The following is a 20,540-nucleotide window of genomic DNA, read 5'->3' as shown; positions in this document are numbered from 1 at the left end:
CCCGCCCTGACAAGCCCGAGGATGCCCGATGCCGCGCGAGACGCCCACGATCGAAAGCTCACTGGCCGATATGCCCAAACGCGACTGGCTGCGCGCAATAGAGGCCGTGGCCGAAGAGGATGGCTATTTCCAGTCCTTGGGCAAACGCCATTTCTCTGCCTTCATTGAGCGTGAGACCACCCTGCTGGTCACGTTTGAGACCTATCAAGGCATGCACGCCCTTTCCGACAAGGCGCAGCCCTTGGGCTGGGACATGGTCCGCAATCACGACTGGTCGCATCTCTGCCTTGCCAGCGATGGCGACACATGGTTCCGCGCCGAAGAGGTCTATGCCTATTTCGACAGGCTGATCGACGACGGGTTCTTTGATGAATTCGATCGGGTGCTGTTCTACGGCGCTGGCCCCTGCGCCTATGCCGCCGCCGCCTACTCCGTCGCCTCCCCCGGTGCAGCGGTTGTGGCGATCCAACCGCAGGCCACGCTGAACCCGCGCATCACCGATTGGGACGACCGCTTCACCGATATGCGCATCCTCGATTTCACTTCCCGCTATGGCTATGCGCCCGATATGCTTGACGCCGCAGAACGGGTCTTTGTGCTCTACGACCCGCGAGAAAAACTCGACGCGATGCATGCCGCGCTCTTTACCCGCGCCAATGTCACCAAACTGCGCATGCCCTTCATGGGCGATGCGCTGCAAACCGACCTGCTGGAGATCGACCAGCTTGACCCGCTGCTGCAGGCCGCCGCCGACGGCACGCTGGACGCGGCCCGTTTCGCCGCCCTCTACCGCGCACGACGCGACTATCTGCCCTACCTGCGCAACCTCAGCCAAGCGGTCAACGCCCAAGGCCGCGAGAGACTGCTCGAAGCGGTCTGTGCCAATGTCAGCGCGCGGATGAGCGCCCCACGCTTTGCTCGCCGCCTTGAACGCATTCGCGCCCGCCGAGAAGCCGCCGTGACAGAGGTGGCGACCGCCACCGGATAGGTTTTCAATCTGGCGCGCGCCCCCGCTCTGTGCTAGCCCCGCGGCCATGACACAAAGCTTCACGATCCGCCGTCCCGACGACTGGCACCTGCACCTGCGCGACGGCGACATGCTGCGCGCCGTGCTGCCCCATAGCGCCCGCGACTTTGCCCGCGCCATCATCATGCCAAATCTCGTGCCCCCGGTGGTCACCGGCACCCAAGCCGCCGCCTACCGCGACCGCATCATGGCCGCCCTGCCTGCGGGTGCCGATTTCACCCCGCTGATGACCCTCTACCTGACCGAGGACACGGACCCTGACGACGTGGCCCGCGCCCATGCCGATGGCCTCATCCACGCGGTCAAACTCTACCCCGCCGGCGCCACCACCAACTCCGCCAGCGGCGTGTCCAACTTCGACAAGGTCGCCCCGGTGCTCGACCGTATGGCCGAGATTGGCCTGCCCCTTTGCACCCACGGCGAAGTCACCGACAGCGAGATCGACATCTTCGACCGCGAGGCCGTCTTCATCGACCGCGTGCTCGACCCAATTCGCCGCGCGCATCCTGCGCTGCGCGTGATCATGGAACATATCACCACCGCCGATGCCGCCGACTACGTGCGCAGCAACGACAGCGGCCTTGCGGCCACGATCACCACGCATCACCTCGTGATCAACCGCAACCACATCCTCGCTGGCGGCATCCGCCCGCATTACTACTGCCTGCCCGTGGCCAAACGCGAGACCCACCGCCTCGCCCTGCGCCAAGCGGCCACCTCTGGCGATCCGCGCTTCTTCCTCGGCACCGACAGCGCGCCCCATACCGATGGCGCCAAGCTGCAACCCTGCGGCTGCGCCGGCTGCTTCACCGCGCCCAACACAATGTCGATCCTCGCACAGGTTTTCGAAGAGGACGGCGCCCTCGACAAGCTCGAAGCCTTCACCTCGCTCAACGGCCCCGCCTTCTATGGCCTGCCGCCAAACGAGACTCGCATCACCCTGCGCCACGAAACACCGAAACACCCCACCAGCATCGACACCCCCGACGGCCCGGTCACGGTCTTCGACCCCGGCTTCGATCTGCACTGGACCACCTAATCTTCATCCTTTCTTAAATACCGATCCGACCTCTCCCCAGCCAAGGACGCCTGCCATGATCCCCACCAGCCACCCCAGCCCCGAAGAAATGGCCCGCCTCACCGCGCGCATGTTGCTGGAGATCGGCGCGGTGCATTTCAACGCGGATGAACCCTTCACACTGGCCTCGGGCCTGCCGTCCCCGACCTATATCGACTGCCGCAAGCTGATCTCCCACCCGCGCATCCGGTCGACGCTGATGGACTTCCTCACCGTCACCGTGATGCGCAACGCGGGGTTTGAGGCTTTCGACAATATCGCCGGTGGCGAGACCGCAGGCATCCCCTTCGCCGCCATGGTCGCCGAGCGGATGGCGCTGCCGATGACCTATGTGCGCAAAAAGCCCAAAGGCTATGGCCGCAACGCGCGGATCGAAGGTGACATGACCGAAGGCCAACGCGTGCTGCTGGTCGAGGATCTGACCACCGATGGTGGCTCAAAGCTCAGCTTTGTCGACGCGATTCGGGAAACCGGCGCAAGCTGCGCCCATACCGCCGTGATCTTCCACTACGGCATTTTCCCACAAACCGAAAAGACCCTTGGTGACCATGGCGTTACGCTTCATGCGCTGTGCACATGGTGGGATGTCTTGGCCGAAGCGCGCGCACAAGGCGCCTTTGACGCGGCAACATTGACCGAAGTCGAAGCCTTCCTGAACGCCCCGCGCGAATGGCAGGAATCCCGCAAAAGTTAACCGAATTTCCGCAAGATGTTGACCCAAGGCCCCTCCACAAGGCAAAATGTGGTGGGGCCGTTTGTTGATAAAGATATCCACAAAAGATACAATTTGCGCCGGACGACCCCACTGGCTATGACGACCATCTGGGTAGAAATGGGTGAGGTCATGAACGAAATTACATCGCTGAACGCGAACCAATTGGCCGTGCAGGCACCGGAATCGATGCCGCATTCGATCGAGGCCGAGCAGCAGTTGCTGGGTGCGATCCTCACCAACAACGACGTTTATGACCGCGTGGCCTCAGTCATTGGCCCCAAGCATTTCTACGAGCCGGTCCACGCGCGCATCTTCGACATCGCCTCCCAGCGGATCGCCAAGAACAACCTCGCCTCTCCGGTCACGCTCAAAGCCTTTATGGAGGACGACGAGGGGCTGAAGGAGCTGGGCGGCCCTGCCTATCTCGCCCGTCTTGCGGGGGCTGCGATCAGCGCCTTTGCGGTGCGCGACTACGCGCAGATGATCTATGACCTCGCCGTGCGCCGCGACCTGATCCAGCTGGGCCGCGACATTTCGGCCAAGGCCGCGCAGGTCGATGTCGCCTCCGAGCCGCGCGAGCAGATCGTCGAGGCCGAGCAAGAACTCTACAAGCTGGCCGAACAGGGTCAGGTCGAAAGCGGTTTCCAGTCTTTCCTCAAGGCCGTGACAGATGCGGTCAACGTGGCTAACGCCGCCTACCAGCGTGACGGCGGCCTCTCAGGCGTCTCCACCGGGCTGATCGACATGGACAAGAAACTGGGCGGTCTGCACCGCTCTGACCTTCTGATCCTTGCGGGCCGTCCATCGATGGGGAAAACCTCGCTTGCGACCAACATCGCCTTCAACGTGGCCAAAGCCTACAAACGCGGGATGAAGCCCGACGGCACCGAAGGCGCGGTCGACGGCGGCGTGGTGGGCTTCTACAGCCTTGAGATGAGCGCCGAACAGCTTGCCGCGCGGATCCTGTCGGAAGCCGCCGAGATCCCCAGCCAACAGATCCGTTCGGGCGACATGACCGAGACCGAGTTCCGCCGCTTCGTCGATGCCGCCAAAGCACTGGAAGCCTGCCCGCTGTTCATCGACGACACGCCCGCCCTGCCGATCAGCCAGCTTGCCGCCCGTGCGCGGCGGCTCAAACGGACCCACGGGCTTGATGTGCTGATCATCGACTACCTGCAGCTGGTCCGCGGCACCGGCAAATCGGAAAACCGGGTGAACGAAATCTCGGAAATCACCATGGGTCTCAAGGCCATCGCCAAGGAACTCGACATTCCGGTGATCGCGCTTTCGCAGCTCTCGCGTCAGGTGGAGAGCCGCGAAGATAAACGTCCGCAGCTGTCGGACCTGCGTGAATCCGGCTCGATCGAACAGGATGCTGATGTGGTGATGTTCGTCTACCGTGAGGAATACTATAAGGAACGTGAGAAGCCCGGCGATCACGAGTTGGACAAGATGGCCGCGTGGCAGGAAGAGATGGAACGCTTGCACGGCCGCGCCGAAGTGGTGATCGGCAAGCAGCGTCACGGCCCGATTGGGACGGTAGACCTTAGCTTTGAGGGCAAGTTTACCCGCTTCGGCAACCTTGTGCAGCCGTGGCAGCAAGGCGGCGGCAACGACGATCAGGAATTCTAATCTCTCGATTTATGGCCACTGCTCTTTTCGGGGCGGTGGCACTCTCCTATCGTTCCCCTCCTCATCAAATTCACATACTTGAATGAATGATTTGGATTGCCCCAAACTGCCGTTAGGCTAGATGGGCGGTTCTGCGCCTCGCGCCAGTACCGTCACTCACCTTGGGAGGACCAAAATGACCAATATCATCCGCGCCATCTGTCTGATGCTCGCCACCAGCTTTGCCTTCGCGCTCCACGCCGAAGAGACCGAGCGTTACGGCAAGCAGAAAGTCGTCTATCACATCAACTATAACGGCGGCGAAGGCTCCAAAGCGCATCTGGGGGCCATGCGCAACATTCAGAACCACATCAATGCCGTCGGGGCCGAGAATATCGACGTGAAGGTCGTGCTGCATGGCAATGGGCTGAGCCTCTTGGCCGATGCCAAGGGCATCGACAAGATGCAGACAACCGTATCATCGCTCAAAGGGCAGAACGTCAGCTTTCACGTCTGCAACAACACCCTGCGCGGCCGCGAGATCAGCTATGAGGATGATCTCTATGATGTGTGGGAGGAAGACATCGTGCCCTCCGGCGTGGCGGAACTGTCGCGCCTGCAACAGATGGGCTACACCTACATCAAACCTTGAACCGTACCGCCCGGGAGGGGGGAACACTCCCCCCGGGCGTTCGTTTTGTCACTCTCCCGCTGCGCGGGTCTCATACATCAGCCCCTTGGCGCTGCCTTCGGCGAAACCCTTCCAATAGCTGTGGTCGTCCTTTTCGGTCCCGTCGTCTTCGACAGACCAGACGCCAGCGTTGGAATCCTCTACCAGATCAAGGTAGCCCCCCTTCTCGGCATCATTCTTCAGATGGCTATCCATCCATGCGGTCACGAAATGCTGGGCGATATTGTTCATCCGCGCCGTGTCCCAAACCGCATCGGTGTAATGTTCTGAAATGTTGAACCCTTTGTCCTCGCTGAAGTAATAGGACTCCGTGGGCGCAGGCATCGGCGCGCCGGCGTTATGGCCTGCGTTCATATAGGTCAGCAGCGCACGGTCGACGTTTGAGGTGTTTTGCCAAATCGCGCGAATGCCGTCTTCGTAAAGCGATGTGTCATCCTGCGATCCGGCGATAAAGAGCATCGGGATCTGCACACCCGCCAGACCTTCGGCATCCCAAAAGCCCCGGTTCATGCCCCAAGGGCCAAAGGCCACGGCCGTCTTGATGCGCGGATCAGGCAGGGCGTCGTGGGTGTCTGACCCGGCCTGATGAATGCCCAATGTGCCATGCGGCCCACCCCATGTGTAGCCTACAGAAGCCTCGGTCACGCCACCGCCTGCGGTGATGATCGCGCCGTAGCCGCCCATGGAGTAGCCGATCAGCCCGGTGTTCTCGGCGTCATAAAGCCCTGCAAAATCGCCACCCTCCGCGGCTTTTTGCGCCATCTGCTCCAGCACAAAGAGTTGGTCCAGCGAGCGGTTCACCAGCGTCGAGCCAAAGGCCGCCTGCGTGCGGTAGGTGCTGTCGGTGTGGTCGATGGAGGCCACGACATAGCCCTTGGAGGCGAGGTTCTCGGCCAGATGCGACAGCAGATAGCGGTTGCCCGGATAGCCGTGGCTGATCAGGACCAGCGGAAAGGTCTCGCCCGAGGCCGGATCGACATCGCGCATCGCCTGTCCCTGCAACGTGACCTCGGTGGTGCCGTCGCGCAGATAGGCTTTGAAGGCGGTTTCGCCCTGCGCGCCCTCGGCGGCAGGGTAATACATCTCAACGGTCAAAGGTCGGTCATAGCGCGGCATCTCATCGGGCTTATCGGCGGCCGGGTCGATGGCGAGTATGTCGATCTGATCGCGGTTGACCATCTCAAGCGTGCGCACGCCCACCGCGTGGTCGCCATAGGCCGCGAGTTCGGGCGCGTTCGGCAATTGTCGGTCGATCCGATTCTCCGCCTGCGCCGCCCCTGCGGTAAGGCTGGCGGCAAGCAGGGCCGTGGTGGTCATATGTCTATGCATGGTTCGTCCTCCCTTGGATAGGCCCGAGCCTACCTGCGTTGCGGAGGCAAGCAAGCGCCCTAGCCGTGACGTTACGGAAGTTTCACACTTACCCCCGCGCGGCGCGGGCCACTTCTGCCTCAGAGAGCCCATACCTCCCGGCGAATTTGGCGCGGGCGGCCAACAGCCTTGGGTCATCGGGTTTCATGCCCAAGGTGCGGATAAAGGCGATGCGCTGCTGCTGTTTCAAGGCTTCGGTGTCGATATCCGTGCCCATGGCGCGGTCGATAATCTCTCCGCCGGGGCTGACGTGGAACCACTTGTTGAAGTCGCGGAAGTGATGCTGGTTGTGCAGCCGCGTGACATGCCGCTCGACCGCCGTTTTGGGGACCGTCAGATGCGCCGTCATGTGGAACCACTCATAGCCCAGAAAGGTCAGCACCCCACCCAAGGGTACGATTGCCGTGGCAATCCAAAGGCTTGCGTCAAACCCCAGCAGCGCCGCAATGCCCCAAACCAAAAGGAAATTACCCACAAGCATCGGCAAAGCGACCCAAAGCGGCACAAAGAACAGCCCGTGATTGGTGGGAAAATCATGATGCCCGTAATGCGCGCGGTAGAGCAGATCAAAGGCCCATTGCCGTTTCGGCGGATCAAGGTGAAAGACATGCCGGTGCAGGTTGTATTCATTGAGCATCTGCGCCGCGATCCCCAGCGGCACCAGCGCCCAGCACCACAGCGGCGCCCCCCAGAGCATCGCGCCAAAGGCAACCACACCGGCCAGCGCCATGAGCGATACCCCCGCGTGGCCAAACATGATCCTGATCCGTGACATCCGCCTGACCTCCCCATCCTGCGCATCCGGCAGGCAAAAGTGTAACAAATCCCCCTCGCCCCTGTCGCGCATGACGTTAGGTGCCCTTGGCCGCTTGACCTCCCCCCGCATTCTGGCCCACATCCGCCCATGAGCAAAGCGACCCTGACCATCGACCTGCAAGCCATCGCCGACAACTGGCGCGCCCTTGACCGCATGACGGGGGCCGAGACCGGCGCCGTGGTCAAAGCCGACAGCTATGGCCTTGGTGCGCCCCGTGTGGCGACAGCCTTGGCCGAGGCTGGCGCGCGGCAGTTCTTTGTGGCCTTGGCCGAAGAAGGCGTAGCACTGCGGCAGGCTTTGGGCGAAGGCCCGGTGATCAACGTCTTTTCCGGTCATATGGCAGGCGACGCCGAGGCAATTGCCGGTGCCGCCTTGACGCCGATGGTCAACTCGACCGAGCAGCTTTTGCGCCAGCTTGAGACCCTGCCCGGCCATGGCTTTGGCATTCAACTCGACAGCGGCATGAACCGGCTGGGGATGGAGCCTGCGGAATGGGCGGCCCTGCGCGACATCGCACTCAGCCAGAACCCCTCGCTGATCATGTCGCATCTGGCCTGCTCAGACGAACCGGGACACGAGATGAACGACGCGCAGCTGCGCAGCTTTCACGAGATGACCCAAGGGATCGACGTCCCGCGCTCGCTCTCTGCCACGGGGGGCATCCTGCTGGGCTCTGATTATCACTTCGATGTCACGCGGCCCGGGATTGGCCTTTATGGCGGGCGGCCCTTCACCGATGCGCGGCCTGTGGTCACCCTTGATGTGCCGGTGATCCAAACCCGCAACGTCACCCCGGGAGAGACTGTGGGATATGGCAACACATGGACGGCAGAGAGCACGGTGAAGCTCGCCACCGTCGCTGCGGGCTACGCCGACGGGCTCCAGCGCGCCATGGGCAATGCAGTCGGCGCGGCCTCTTTCCAACATGACGGCATTTCGCTGCCGATTGTCGGGCGCGTGTCGATGGATCTGATCACGGTGGATGTCTCTGCGTTGGATGAAGTCCCCGCGACTTTGCAATTGCTGGGGCCAAAGCAGGGTGTCGATGATCTGGCGGATTGGGCCGGGACGATCGGCTACGAAATGCTCACCTCGCTCGGGGCGAGATACGCGCGGACCTACGCCGAATAGTTCGGCGACTTTCCCCCGTTTCGTATTGAGTGGACTGCAGATCGGCGGCGCTTTAGCGTGGCTATTTTCCCACAGGCCTGCCCCGCCCGTCTTCGGCAGTCGACAGGTAAATCACCCCAATCACTGCAAAAAGTTTACGAAAAACCTGAGGTTGTGCCATAATGTGGGCAAAACTGCGTTAAATCCTCAGCATAATTCCGCACTGAATGGGAACAAAGAAGGATAAAGAGGCGTTGGTCGGCAGAAACTTGCTTAGTAGCTCTTCCAGGGGGGAGAAAGTATGTCCCAGCTTCGTTCATTCGCCTACCTCATCCAATTCGCCTTTCAACGGCTGGCCGTTGTGGTCTTTGCCCTCGCGGCCCTTGCCCTCACCATGGCCAGCATCATGGCCGGGATCGGCCTTTGGGATTGGATCAGTCTTGACCTTCGATATGGCGGCGAGCCTGTTGAAAACGCTGGGATGTACGCCCAGCTAACCTTGACCGCTCTTGCCGTGGGCCTGTGTTTTTTCCTGCCCACCAACCGTCGCGTCATGCAGCTTGAAACCTCGCACCGCCAGTTCAATGTTGGCATGCAGGACGTGGCCCGCGCCTACGGTGCCGTGCACGCTGCCGACCGTGCGGAAACCTTTCAGATGAGTTCGGAATTTGATTCGGTGCGCGAACGTCTGGCCTATCTGCGCGATCACCCCGACCTCAGCACGCTGGAGCCCGCCGTGCTGGAAATGGCCGCACAAATGAGCCACGTGGCCCGCGATCTGGCCGAAGTTTACTCGGATGAGAAACTGGCCCGTGCACGCAGCTTCCTGAAACAGCGCCAAGAAGAGGTCGAGTTGTTCAACAGCCGTCTGGATCAGGCCAAAGCCATCTCGACAGAGATGAAACATTGGCTCCACGAAGTCGAACTCGAAGAGAGCGTCGCCGTAGCCCAGCTTGAGCGCCTGCGTGACGAGATGCGTGAGATCATGCCGGAGCTTGGCCTCGAACGTGTGGTGCAAACCGAAGCCCCCGAGCGCCAGCCGGAGCCGACATCGCTCGACAATATCGTGATCGATCTGCCTCCCAAAGCTGCCGAGTAACACCGGCGGCAGCATCCGGCCCATTGGGTTCCCCCCCGGGATCATCACCCAAAGGCCGGATGCTTTTCCTTTGACGCCATCCGGCACCTGCGCGAAAAGGGCCCATGGCCAAATCCTCCTCCAGTTTTTCCTGCGCCGAATGCGGTGCGAAACATTCCAAATGGTCCGGGCGCTGTGACGCCTGTGGCGCTTGGAATTCGATCGTCGAAGACAAGGGCATCTCCGCAGGCCCGCCCAGCAAATCCTTGGGCGCACGGCGCGGCTCTGCCATTGAACTCACCGACCTTGCCACCCAAGAAACCCCGCCACCGCGCGCGCAATCCGGTATTGCCGAATTGGACCGCGTTCTGGGCGGCGGCTTGGTGCCCGCCTCGGCGATCCTTGTGGGCGGCGATCCGGGCATCGGCAAATCAACCCTCCTGCTTCAAGCCGCCGCCCATTTTGCGAATTCGGGTCTAAAGACGATTTACGTCAGCGGAGAGGAAGCCAGCGCGCAGGTCCGCATGCGCGCCCAACGGCTGGGCCTTTCCGAAGCGCCGGTCAAACTGGCGGCGGAAACCAACCTGCGCGATATCCTCACCACGTTGGAAGCCGAGCGGCCGCAGCTTGCCATCATCGATTCCATTCAAACCATGTGGGCCGATAACGTCGAAAGCGCGCCGGGCTCGGTCAGTCAGGTGCGCGCCGCGGCGCATGAGTTGACCAGTTTCGCCAAACGGCGCGGGGTTGCCGTGATCCTCGTGGGCCACGTCACCAAAGAAGGCCAGATCGCAGGGCCGCGGGTGGTTGAGCATATGGTCGACACCGTGCTTTATTTCGAAGGCGAACGGGGCCACCAATTCCGCATCCTGCGCGCGGTCAAAAACCGTTTTGGCCCGGCGGATGAAATCGGCGTGTTCGAGATGACGGGCGGCGGTCTGTCTGAGGTCCTCAACCCCTCGGCGCTGTTTTTGTCGGAACGCGGCCAACCCTCCCCCGGGTCGGTGGTCTTTGCGGGCATCGAAGGCACGCGGCCCGTCTTGGTCGAGCTTCAGGCGCTTGTTGCCCCCTCGCCCCATTCCCAGGCGCGCCGCACCGTGGTGGGGTGGGATTCGGGCCGTCTGGCGATGATCCTCGCGGTGTTGGAGGCGCGCTGCGGGATTCCTTTTGCGGGGCTGGATGTCTACCTCAATGTGGCCGGCGGCATGAAAATCTCGGAGCCTGCCGCCGATCTGGCCGTGGCTGCCGCGATCCTTTCGGCCCGAGAAGACGCGGCCCTGCCCGCCGAAACCGTTGTTTTCGGGGAAATCAGCCTGTCCGGTGCGCTGCGCCCCGCCAGCCAGACGGAAAACAGGTTGAAAGAGGCGCAAAAACTTGGTTTTACGAGCGCTATTGCACCGCGCGGCGGGAAAGCCGTGGGTGCGACCGGAATTGCGCTGAATACGATGAGCGATCTGACCGGATTTGTTGGCGAAATTTTCGGGGCGGGCTGATCCCCCCTTAGACGAGGGCGAGAACGCGCATGGACGGTTTTACCATTATTGACGGGGTGGTCGCGGTGGTCATCGTGCTATCGGCACTGCTGGCCTATGGCCGCGGGCTGGTGCGCGAGCTGATGGCGATTGTCGGCTGGATTGCAGCGGCAGTGCTGGCCTTTCTCTTTGCGCCGCAGGTTGAGCCGCTGGTGCGTGAGCTGCCCTATGTTGGCGAATTCCTTGCCGACAGTTGCGAATTGTCGGTGATCGGTGCATTCGCATTGGTCTTTGCCGCCGCGTTGATCGTGGTCTCACTTTTCACCCCGCTGTTCTCTTCGTTGGTGCATCGTTCGATGCTGGGCGGCCTTGATCAAGGGCTTGGCTTTATTTTCGGCGTCGTGCGCGGCGTGCTTTTGGTGGCGATTGCCTTCTTCGTCTACGACACGGTCATCACGGGTGAGCGCACGACAATGGTCGAAAACAGCCGCTCCGCTGCTGTATTCTCGCGCTTTACCGGCCAGATCGAAGAAAAAGACCCACAAGAGGCGCTTGGTTGGATCACCAACCGTTATGAGGCGCTCGTTGGGAAATGTAGCGCCTAAAGCGTTCACAAACTCTTAACACTATCGTTTTAGACAGGCGGCCAGAACAACGGGCCGCCTGTTTTGCGTTTGGGGCACATCCGGGACTGGCAGCGGTGCACCTGCTGCCCAGTTCTCGACCCCTCGGCACGCTTTATCGCGCCTGTCGCTCCTTGCGTGCGACATGCGGGGTGACAGTCGGGTGCGAAGCCCCTACATAGGCACCGACCCCACCCGGATTCGGAGTTGCCCCGTTGTCCAAGCTCATGCCACCCGCCCATCCCTTTGACACATCCTACCTGCGCGACAGCGGAGATGAGGATAAACTGAAGGAGGAATGCGGCGTTTTCGGCGTGGTTGGCGTTGCTGATGCCGCCACTTTCGTGGCCCTTGGCCTCCACGCCCTCCAGCACCGCGGACAAGAGGCAGGCGGCATCGTCAGCTACGATCCCGAAGCTGGTTTCCAATCGGCCCGCCGCTTTGGCTATGTCCGTGATAACTTCACCTCGCAGGATATCATGCAGACCCTGCCCGGCGAATTGTCCATCGGACATGTGCGCTATTCCACCTCCGGCAACAAAGGCCCCACCGCGATCCGCGATGTGCAGCCTTTCTTTGGCGAGTTTGCCATGGGCGGTGCCGCGATTGCGCATAACGGCAACATCACCAATGCCAACGCGCTGCGCCGCGAGCTGATCGAACGCGGTTCGATCTTTCAGTCTTCCTCGGACAGTGAGTGCATCATTCACCTGATGGCGCGGTCGTTGCAGCGCAACATTCCCGAACGGATGGAAGATGCGCTGCGCCGGGTCGAAGGGGCCTTTTCTGTCGTGGCAATGACCCGCACCAAGTTGATTGGCGTGCGCGATCCGCTGGGGGTTCGCCCGCTGGTTCTTGGCCGTGTCGGCGATGGATGGGCGCTGAGCTCTGAAACCTGCGCGCTTGACATCATCGGGGCCGAATTCGTGCGGGAGATCGAGCCGGGCGAGATGGTGGTAATCACTGAGAAAGGCGTCGAAAGCCACTTCCCCTTCCGGCGCGTCGCCTCGCGTTTCTGCATTTTTGAGCATGTGTATTTCAGCCGCCCCGACAGCATCCTCGGCGGTCGCTCGGTCTATGAAACGCGCGAGAATATTGGCCGCGAACTGGCCAAGGAAAGCCCGGTTGACGCCGATCTCGTCTGCCCCGTGCCCGACAGTGGCACCCCGGCAGCGATTGGTTTCAGTCTTGAATCCGGCATTCCCTACGCGATGGGCATCATCCGCAACCAATATATGGGCCGGACCTTCATCGAGCCGACAGAGCAGATCCGCAACATGGGTGTGCGCCTCAAGCTCAACGTCAACCGTGCGCTTATCAAGGGCAAGCGGGTGATCTTGGTCGACGACTCGGTGGTGCGCGGCACGACCTCGCGCAAGATCAAAGAGATGATCCTCGACGCTGGCGCCGCCGAGGTTCACTTCCGCATCGCCTCCCCGCCCACGGCTTGGCCTTGTTTCTACGGCGTCGACACCCCGCAGCGCGAAAAGCTGCTGGCGGCGACCATGTCCGAGGACGAGATGCGCGATCACCTACAGGTCGACAGCCTCAAGTTCATCTCGCTCGACGGTCTGTACCGCGCGGTGGGCGAAGCCGAAGGCCGCAAGGCCGAGTGCCCGCAGTATTGCGACGCCTGCTTCTCGGGCGACTACCCGGTCACCCCTGCCGATCAGGTCAAGGAAGGGTTCCAGATGAAGCCCGCCGCCGAATAACCTGCGAGACAGATTTTATCAAAGCAAAGGCCGCGCCCGGAACCCCGGACGCGGCCTTGTTTTTTACCACCCTCGCGGGGTCGCTTGCTTAGTTTTGCGCCGCAGGCTCGGCCGCATCATTGGCGCTGTCCGTCGCATCATCCACGGCGTCGCTGATCGCCTCTCCGGCGGCGTCGACCGTATCGGTGATCGCCTCTGCCGCGTCTTCGGCGGCATTGGTCACATCCTCGGCCACCTCTGGGGCATTTATCGCCTCAGAGGCTTCGATGGCCACTTCCTGCGGCCCTTTGCCGGTGAAAAGCATATAGCCCGCCAGCGCAATCAACGCCGCCACGACCAACCAGACCAGATTCTTCATTCCATTCCCCTTAATCTACGCCCCGCGACGTTAGAGATTACCCCCGGGGCCGCATAGCCGTCAATTGCGCCACATTCGCCCCAGATCAAGGGTAAATCGCCGCAAAGCCCACGCATAGCGCGATTTTGCGGCTTGAAGATGCCCCCCTGCGGGTTTACCTTGCATTCTCGAATTAGGTAACAATCAAAGGACCATCACCATCGCTCGCAGACCTCATAACGCGCCGCCCCAACGTGACACCGGCCCGCGCGTCAACGACAAGATCCGCTCCAATGAAATCCGCCTGATCGGGGCGGACGGCGAAAACGTCGGCGTTGTGACGCCTCAGCGTGCCATGGAAATGGCCGAAGAAGCTGGGCTCGACCTTGTCGAGATTTCGCCCAATGCCAAGCCGCCCGTGTGCAAGATCATGGATTTCGGCAAGTTCAAATATGAACAGCAAAAGCGCGAGAGCGAAGCCCGCAAGAAACAGAAGATCATCGAGATCAAAGAGGTCAAGTTCCGTCCCAATACGGATACGAATGACTACGATGTGAAGATGCGCAATGTCTTCAAGTTTCTCGAAGGTGGCGACAAGGTGAAGGTCACCCTACGGTTCCGTGGCCGTGAGATGGCGCACCAGAACCTGGGTCGTGAGCTTTTGGAGCGCGTTGCTGCGGATACCAAAGACATCGGCCGGGTTGAGAACTTCCCCAAGATGGAAGGCCGCCAGATGGTCATGGTGATCGGGCCCCTGCCCAACAAGTGATCCGCTCTGTGTCGGGTCCGCCCGGCGGGCCCGATTGATCAACTTACAGCCCATAACGCAAAACGCCCCCGGATCGCTCCGGGGGCGTTTTCATTTTAGGGGTAGGTCTGCTTAACGCAGCAGACCGGTAATGTTCCGCACGACCGCACGGCGGTTCGCAGGTTCCGCTGACGTCGTCGGCACGCGCAGCTGGCTTTCACCGTAGCCCTGCGTGATCAGGTTGGCAGGCGGTACATCGAAGTACTCCGTCAGAGCCAGTGCAACGGTCTCTGCACGGCGGTCCGACAGGGCGAGGTTGTAGCTCGCATCGCCAACCGCATCCGTATGCCCTTCGACAAGGATCACGGTGCGCGGATCTTTTTGGATCAAGTCACGCAGCGTGGTGCCGATATTGGCAAGCGAACGGGCCTGCTCAGGCTGGATCGCAGCGGAGCCTGTGGGGAAGCGCACGGCGTCCAATTCCAACTGCGGCGCGAGAGAGCGCACCTCACGGATTTCGCGCACCTGACGCAGGGAGAATGTCCGCCCCTGATCGTTGCGCAATTCCGTCTGCAGTGCCTGACGCAACGCCGCTTCGTCTTGCGTGCTGGCGCGCTGAGCTTGCTGGGTTTCCTGAACCTGCGGCAGGTCGTTCACCACAACTTCACGCTCTTCGACAAGGTCATCCACAAGTACGTACTCGCGGCCCTGTGCGTCAAAGTTGGTGCGGCGCAACACGGTACCATCGCGCGAACGAATGGTCTCGACCCGGCTGCCATCGCTCTTGGTCACGATGGTACGGGTGGAGCCGTCGTCGAAGGTCTGCGTTTGCACTTCATCGCCGGGGCGACGCAGCAGCGCATTGTCGTCCTTCAGAACACGCAGCTCACCAGTGTCGTCTTGAACAACCACACGGTCACCGGAACGGCTGACGATCTTTTCACCGTTGTTCAGCACCGACCCCACGGCCACGGCGCCAAGGCCAAGCAGCAAGGCTTTCTCGAAGTCCGACAGCCCGCTGTCGTCATCGTTTGAGGCCGCTGCTTCGGCTTCGCCGGCGGCGGTCACTTTGGTGTCGAAGTCTTCGTCCGAGGTACGCACGTCCTCTTCGGTGACTTCTTCGGTTACCACTTCTGCTTCCGCATCGTTTTCGGCAGCAGCGGCAGCCGCAGCTGCGGCGGCCTCACGCTCGGCACGGCGTTCCTCACGACGCTCTTCGCGGCGCTCGGCACGGCGGGCTTCGCGGCGCTCTTCACGGGCTTGGATCTGCTCTTCGGTCAGACCAGCGTTGTCTTCTTCGCCCACCGCTTCGCCGCTCATTTCGGCTTCGGTTTCGGCATCCTGAGCGGTTGTGGCAGCAGCTTCGTCATTCTGGACCGTTTCTGCTTCGGTCGCAGTTTCGGCCTCCAGCTCGCTTTCGACAGGCTCGGTGGTTTCTACCGGCTCGGTGGTCTCGACGGCTGTATCAGCAGTTTCTTCGGCTTCTGCAGTGGTTTCGGCCTCGGCCTCAACTTCCGCGTCCTGCATGGTCTCGGCTTCAACTTCAGCCTCTTGCTCGACGACGGGTTCGGCTTCGACCTCTTGCTCAACCTCTGCTTCTGCTTCCGCTTCGGCCTCTACCTCTTCGTCAACTTCGGCTTCAGCAGTCGCCTCGGCCTCGGCTTCCGACGCAGCTTCGGCGGCAGCTTCAGCTTGCGCCTCTGCGGCATCAGCAGCTTCGTCGGCCTGTTCAACCGCGCTGTCTACAGCGGCAGCGGCGGCATCGCCAGTGGACTCAACCGCATCAGCGGCTTGATCCAAGACAGAACCGGGTTCCGCTTCGGCCTCGGTTTCAGCTTCAGCTTCCGCTTCGGCTTCCACTTCCGCCGATGCATCCGCATCAGCGCTCAGCCCGGCGATGACGCGCAACTCTTCGGCGTTCTCTACCGTTTGATCGTCAAATGCGCAGGGAAACTCTGTCGCTTCGCCCACGGGGCCGCATTCGGCCAGATTCTGCTCCTGAGCGAAAGCGCCATGCGGGAAGGCCAATGCAAGGCTCAGACCCAGCGAAGTCGTAGATCTCAGTAGGTTTTTCATGTTCACGTCCTCATTATTACGGGAACGCCGTTCGGGCAGCGCTTGTCACCCAACGCATAATGGGGGCGCTGGTTCCGCTATCCAATATCAATACCTTATCCCATGAAAATACCGCGCCCCCATTCGGGGACGCGGCAAAGGTTTACAAAGTGTTATCGACTATCAGGCGATGGCTGCGACAGCGCGGCGGGTCATCACGCCGCAAAGATGCGCGCGGTAGGCGCCGCTGCCGTGCAGATCACTGATCATATCATCCGAACCGAGGGTGAGCCCCTCTAAGGCACCAGCCTCAAACCGGCCAGACAAAGCGGCTTCGGCCTCCGTCCAGCGGAAGACACCATCATTCGACGCGCCGGTGATCGCCACGCGCACCCCATCACTGAACCGGGCGACATAGGCCGCGACCAGCGGAAAGCGTGACGCGGGTTGGATGAACTTCTCGTAATGCGCGGCATGCGGAATGGGAAAGCGCACGCCGGTCACGATCTCCCCTTCTTCCAAGGCGGTGGTGAACATGCCCTGAAAATAGTCATCAGCCGCAATTTCGCGCCGGTCGGTTTCAATCGTCGCTCCGCTGGCCAAGGCCCCGGCGGGATAGCAGGCAGAGGGGTCGTTATTGGCAAGCGATCCGCCGATCGTGCCGCGGTTGCGTACCGCCGGGTCACCGATCCGCGCGGCGAGGCTGGCCAAGGCGGGATAGCTTTCCGCGGCCTCGCGCATGACGGTTGCGTGGGTCGTGCCGCCGCCAATCCAAAGCGCGCCATCGCGCATTTCCACGCCTTTCAACGCATCAATCCCCGCCAGCGACACCAGAACCGAGGGCATCGCCAGCCGCGCCTTCAGCGTGGGGATCAGCGTCTGCCCCCCGCTCAGCGGTTGCGCGTCTTCCTGCCCCAAGGCCTTGACCGCATCCGCCACGCTGCTGGGGCACTCTACTTCGAATTCATACATCTTTCATCCTTCCCAGAGGCCGCCCGTGCGTCGCCTCTTTGTCCAATACACTTTTCAGTAGGCCAAGGCGCTCAGCCATTCATCGCCTCCCAAACCCGCGCGGGGCTGACCGGCATGTCGATATGGCCAATGTCCTTCCCGCCCGAGCGCATGGCGTCGAGCACCGCGTTCACCACCGCCGGAGGTGAGCCAATCGCCCCCGCCTCCCCGCAGCCTTTCACGCCCAAGGGGTTGTGGGTGCAGGGCGTCTGACAGGAATGATCTACGTCATAGAACGGCAGATCGCTGGCGCGGGGCATGGCGTAATCCATGTAAGACGCGCTGAGCAATTGGCCGTCCTCGTCATAGGCGCAGTTTTCCAGCAGTGCCTGGCCGATGCCTTGTGCCAAACCGCCATGCACTTGGCCTGTGACGATCATCGGGTTCACGACGTTGCCAAAGTCATCGGCTGCGGTGAACCGCTCGACCGTGACATGCCCGGTTTCGGGATCAAGCTCGACCTCGCAGGCATAGGCGCCTGCGGGATAGGTAAAGTTCGACGGATCGTAGAAGGCCGTCTCCTCCAGCCCCGGTTCGATCTCCTCCAGCGGGTAATTATGTGGCACGTAGGCCGCCAGCGTCACATCGCCCCAAGCCACGGATTTGTCGGTGCCTGCCACGCTGAAGGCCCCATCCTTCAACTCGATATCCCCTTCCGAGGCTTCGAGCAGGTGGCTGGCGATCTTTTTGGCCTTGGCGATGATCTTTTCCGTCGCCCGAACCATGGCGCTGCCGCCCACGGCCAGCGAGCGTGAGCCATAGGTGCCCATGCCCATCGGTGTGCGCGCCGTGTCGCCATGGACGATCTCGACCATATTCTCATCGATGCCAATCATATCGGCCACCACTTGGGCAAAGGAGGTCTCATGCCCCTGCCCGTGGCTGTGGCTGCCGGTCATGACAACCAGCCCGCCGGTCGCGTTGACCCGCACCGTGGCGCTTTCATACAGGCCCGCACGTGCACCCAGTTGGCCGACAAGGTTCGAAGGTGCGATGCCGCAAGCCTCGATATAACAGTTCACACCGAAGCCGCGCAGCTTGCCTTTGGATTCGCTTTCCTTGCGCCGCGCCTCAAAGCCCGCGTGGTCAGCGATCTCTTCGAGCTTGTCCATCGTGGCGTTGTAGTCGCCCGTGTCATATTCCACCGCCACCGGAGTGGCATAGGGAAACTCCGTCACGAAGTTCTGACGGCGCAGTTTGATCGGGTCGACCTTCAGCTCATGTGCGGCCTTGTCGATCAGACGCTCCAGCTGATAGGTCGCCTCGGGCCTCCCGGCACCGCGGTAGGCGTCTACTGGCACGGTATTGGTAAAGACCGCCTTAACATTCACGTAGATCAGCGGTGTTTTATAGTTTCCGGCCATCAGTGTGCCATGCAGCCACGTCGGCACCGAAGGCGCGAAGGTCGAAAGATAGGCGCCCATATTGGCGTAGGTATCGGTGCGCAGCGCGGTGAAATTGTTGTCGGCATCCAGCGCCAGTTCAATCTTGGTCACATGGTCGCGGCCATGGGCATCCGACATGAAAGCCTCCGACCGGCTGGAGGTCCATTTCACCGGACGCCCCACCGCCTTAGCGGCGAAGGTGCAAAAGGCTTCTTCTTGGTAGTGGAAAATCTTGGTGCCGAAACCGCCGCCCACATCCGGGGCCACAACGCGCAGCTTATGCTCGGGGATGCCCAGCACAAAGGCGCCCATCAGCAGGCGGATCACATGCGGGTTCTGGCTGGTTGTATAAAGCGTATGGTCCCCCGCCGAACGGTCGTAATCGCCGATGGCCACGCGCGGCTCCATCGGGTTGGCCACAAGGCGGTTGTTGACCAGTTCCAGCGTGGTGACATGGTGGGCCTCCTCAAAGGCCTTGTTCACCGCGTCTTTGTTTTCCTCAACGAAACCCCAGTCATAGCACAGGTTGCTGGTCAGATCGTCATGCACCTTGGGCGCATCGTCTTTGACCGCCTCCTTCATGTTGACCACGGCGGGCAGCTCGTCGATGTCTACGACGATTGCCTCAGCAGCATCGCGCGCCTGTGCCAAAGTCTCCGCCACCACGGCGGCGATTGGTTCCCCCACATGGCGGACCTTTTCGTGGGCCAGCACCGGGTGCTTCGGCTCTTGCATGGGTTGGCCATGTTTATCGGTGATCTGCCAGCCACAGGGCATGCCGCCGATTTCGGCAAAATCCGCGCCGGTGAAAATCTTCAGCACGCCGGGCATGTCTTCGGCGGCAGAGGTATCGACCCCCGTTAGCCGCCCATGCGCCACGTCGGAGCGCAGGAAAAACACATGGGTCTGGCGGCGCAGGTTAATATCATCCGTGTAGCGCCCCGACCCGGTGAGAAAGCGAATGTCCTCCCGTCGTTTGCTGCTGGCACCAATTCCGCTGCTCGGTTCAAAATCCTTAGGCATAACGTCCTCCCGTTTGGTGGCGGTGCGGATGCACCTGATCTGTCACGCGGCGCCCGGTTCTGGTGGTCCTCCCTCCGCCATCACCGGTCTGCTCAGCATGACGCTGTTCTTGGATTTACTCTGCTGCCAGCGCGCTGACGTCCTGACCACTGGCGGCCATGATCGCTTTGACGATGTTATGATACCCGGTGCAGCGGCAAATATTGCCGTCAAGGTAATGGCGCACCTCGGCCTCCGAGGGCTTCGGGTTATCTTTGAGTAGGGCAGCCGCCGACATCACCATGCCCGGCGTGCAAAATCCGCATTGCAGCCCGTGGTGATCCTGAAACGCCTGCTGGATGGTGTTGAGCGTGCCATCTGGGGCCGCCTGCCCTTCGATGGTGTCGACTTCGGCGCCGTCAGCCTCAATCGCGAACATGGTGCAGGCTTTGACCGCATTGCCATTCACATGAACCACACAGGCCCCGCATTGGCTGGTGTCACAGCCCACATGAGTCCCGGTAAGTTCCAGATCATCGCGTAGGAAATGCACCAGCAGCGTGCGGCCTTCGACCTCCCCTGACGCGGGTTTGCCGTTCACGGTCATATTGACCTGTGTCATGTTCTTCCTCCCAGTCTGACGCTTGTTAGAGGCAGTTAAGCACGACAAGCCCTAGTTGAGAACATATATTTTCCTAGG

General features: G+C 61.4%; 18 protein-coding genes. 11 read left to right on the top strand and 7 right to left on the bottom strand.

Annotated elements, in window-relative coordinates; translation table 11 throughout:
• Positions 1 to 28: 28 nt before the first annotated feature.
• The 5 genes from K3762_RS08535 (at position 29) to K3762_RS08515 (ending at position 5,083) form a co-directional block, all read left to right on the top strand.
• Entirely contained in the window at positions 29 to 988 is a 960-nt protein-coding gene (locus tag K3762_RS08535; RefSeq protein WP_132443516.1) for a phosphoadenosine phosphosulfate reductase, read from the top strand.
• A 46-nt stretch (positions 989 to 1,034) separates the two neighbouring features.
• Positions 1,035 to 2,066: a dihydroorotase gene (gene pyrC / locus K3762_RS08530; RefSeq protein ID WP_132443517.1), complete on the top strand. Its 1,032-nt coding sequence runs from the start codon at positions 1,035 to 1,037 to the stop codon at positions 2,064 to 2,066.
• Between the two features lie 55 nt (positions 2,067 to 2,121).
• Positions 2,122 to 2,799: an orotate phosphoribosyltransferase gene (locus tag K3762_RS08525; RefSeq protein WP_132443518.1), complete on the top strand. Its 678-nt coding sequence runs from the start codon at positions 2,122 to 2,124 to the stop codon at positions 2,797 to 2,799.
• A gap of 150 nt (positions 2,800 to 2,949) precedes the next feature.
• Entirely contained in the window at positions 2,950 to 4,452 is a 1,503-nt protein-coding gene (locus tag K3762_RS08520; protein WP_132443519.1) for a replicative DNA helicase, read from the top strand.
• Between the two features lie 175 nt (positions 4,453 to 4,627).
• Entirely contained in the window at positions 4,628 to 5,083 is a 456-nt protein-coding gene (locus K3762_RS08515; RefSeq protein ID WP_132443520.1) for a DsrE family protein, read from the top strand.
• A 48-nt stretch (positions 5,084 to 5,131) separates the two neighbouring features.
• On the opposite strand, the gene K3762_RS08510 is transcribed toward K3762_RS08515, so the two are convergent.
• Both K3762_RS08510 and K3762_RS08505 read right to left on the bottom strand, forming a co-directional pair.
• Complete coding sequence (locus tag K3762_RS08510) at positions 5,132 to 6,439, bottom strand: dienelactone hydrolase (protein ID WP_132443729.1); 1,308 nt, start codon at positions 6,437 to 6,439, stop codon at positions 5,132 to 5,134.
• A 100-nt stretch (positions 6,440 to 6,539) separates the two neighbouring features.
• A complete protein-coding gene (locus tag K3762_RS08505; RefSeq protein ID WP_240791530.1) occupies positions 6,540 to 7,247 on the bottom strand; it encodes a sterol desaturase family protein in 708 nt (235 codons plus the stop codon).
• Positions 7,248 to 7,394: 147 nt separating this feature from the next.
• Between K3762_RS08505 and alr the strand changes: the two genes are divergently transcribed.
• From alr to purF, 5 genes are all read left to right on the top strand, one after another.
• Positions 7,395 to 8,438, top strand: coding sequence for an alanine racemase (gene alr / locus K3762_RS08500; protein WP_132443522.1), 1,044 nt, complete (start codon positions 7,395 to 7,397; stop codon positions 8,436 to 8,438).
• A 280-nt stretch (positions 8,439 to 8,718) separates the two neighbouring features.
• Complete coding sequence (locus K3762_RS08495) at positions 8,719 to 9,516, top strand: DNA repair protein (RefSeq protein WP_120350917.1); 798 nt, start codon at positions 8,719 to 8,721, stop codon at positions 9,514 to 9,516.
• Between the two features lie 104 nt (positions 9,517 to 9,620).
• Positions 9,621 to 10,988, top strand: coding sequence for a DNA repair protein RadA (gene radA / locus K3762_RS08490; RefSeq protein WP_120350916.1), 1,368 nt, complete (start codon positions 9,621 to 9,623; stop codon positions 10,986 to 10,988).
• 29 nt (positions 10,989 to 11,017) lie between these two features.
• A complete protein-coding gene (locus K3762_RS08485; protein WP_067629130.1) occupies positions 11,018 to 11,572 on the top strand; it encodes a CvpA family protein in 555 nt (184 codons plus the stop codon).
• A 245-nt stretch (positions 11,573 to 11,817) separates the two neighbouring features.
• On the top strand, positions 11,818 to 13,302 hold the full coding sequence (gene purF / locus K3762_RS08480; protein ID WP_067629132.1) for an amidophosphoribosyltransferase: 1,485 nt from the start codon (positions 11,818 to 11,820) through the stop codon (positions 13,300 to 13,302).
• An 88-nt stretch (positions 13,303 to 13,390) separates the two neighbouring features.
• Here the strand turns inward: purF and K3762_RS08475 are convergent, their stop codons facing one another.
• Positions 13,391 to 13,660, bottom strand: coding sequence for a hypothetical protein (locus K3762_RS08475; RefSeq protein WP_067629134.1), 270 nt, complete (start codon positions 13,658 to 13,660; stop codon positions 13,391 to 13,393).
• Positions 13,661 to 13,859: 199 nt separating this feature from the next.
• Here K3762_RS08475 and infC point away from each other — a divergent pair, with 199 nt between their 5' ends.
• Entirely contained in the window at positions 13,860 to 14,408 is a 549-nt protein-coding gene (gene infC / locus K3762_RS08470; protein ID WP_067941840.1) for a translation initiation factor IF-3, read from the top strand.
• 111 nt (positions 14,409 to 14,519) lie between these two features.
• Here infC and K3762_RS08465 read toward each other — a convergent pair whose 3' ends face one another.
• From K3762_RS08465 to K3762_RS08450, 4 genes are all read right to left on the bottom strand, one after another.
• Positions 14,520 to 16,463: an OmpA family protein gene (locus K3762_RS08465; protein WP_132443523.1), complete on the bottom strand. Its 1,944-nt coding sequence runs from the start codon at positions 16,461 to 16,463 to the stop codon at positions 14,520 to 14,522.
• Positions 16,464 to 16,625: 162 nt separating this feature from the next.
• Positions 16,626 to 17,414 (bottom strand): xanthine dehydrogenase family protein subunit M, encoded by a 789-nt coding sequence (locus K3762_RS08460; protein ID WP_132443524.1) that lies wholly within the window; start codon positions 17,412 to 17,414, stop codon positions 16,626 to 16,628.
• 71 nt (positions 17,415 to 17,485) lie between these two features.
• Complete coding sequence (locus K3762_RS08455) at positions 17,486 to 19,861, bottom strand: xanthine dehydrogenase family protein molybdopterin-binding subunit (RefSeq protein ID WP_260012760.1); 2,376 nt, start codon at positions 19,859 to 19,861, stop codon at positions 17,486 to 17,488.
• Positions 19,862 to 19,976: 115 nt separating this feature from the next.
• Entirely contained in the window at positions 19,977 to 20,462 is a 486-nt protein-coding gene (locus K3762_RS08450; RefSeq protein WP_120350911.1) for a (2Fe-2S)-binding protein, read from the bottom strand.
• Positions 20,463 to 20,540 lie beyond the last annotated feature (78 nt).

The organism is Sulfitobacter sp. W074 (genome assembly GCF_025142275.1).
Classification (GTDB): domain Bacteria; phylum Pseudomonadota; class Alphaproteobacteria; order Rhodobacterales; family Rhodobacteraceae; genus Sulfitobacter; species Sulfitobacter profundi.
Note: the sequence above shows the minus strand (reverse complement) of the source record. Positions and strands in the feature narration are given on the sequence as shown.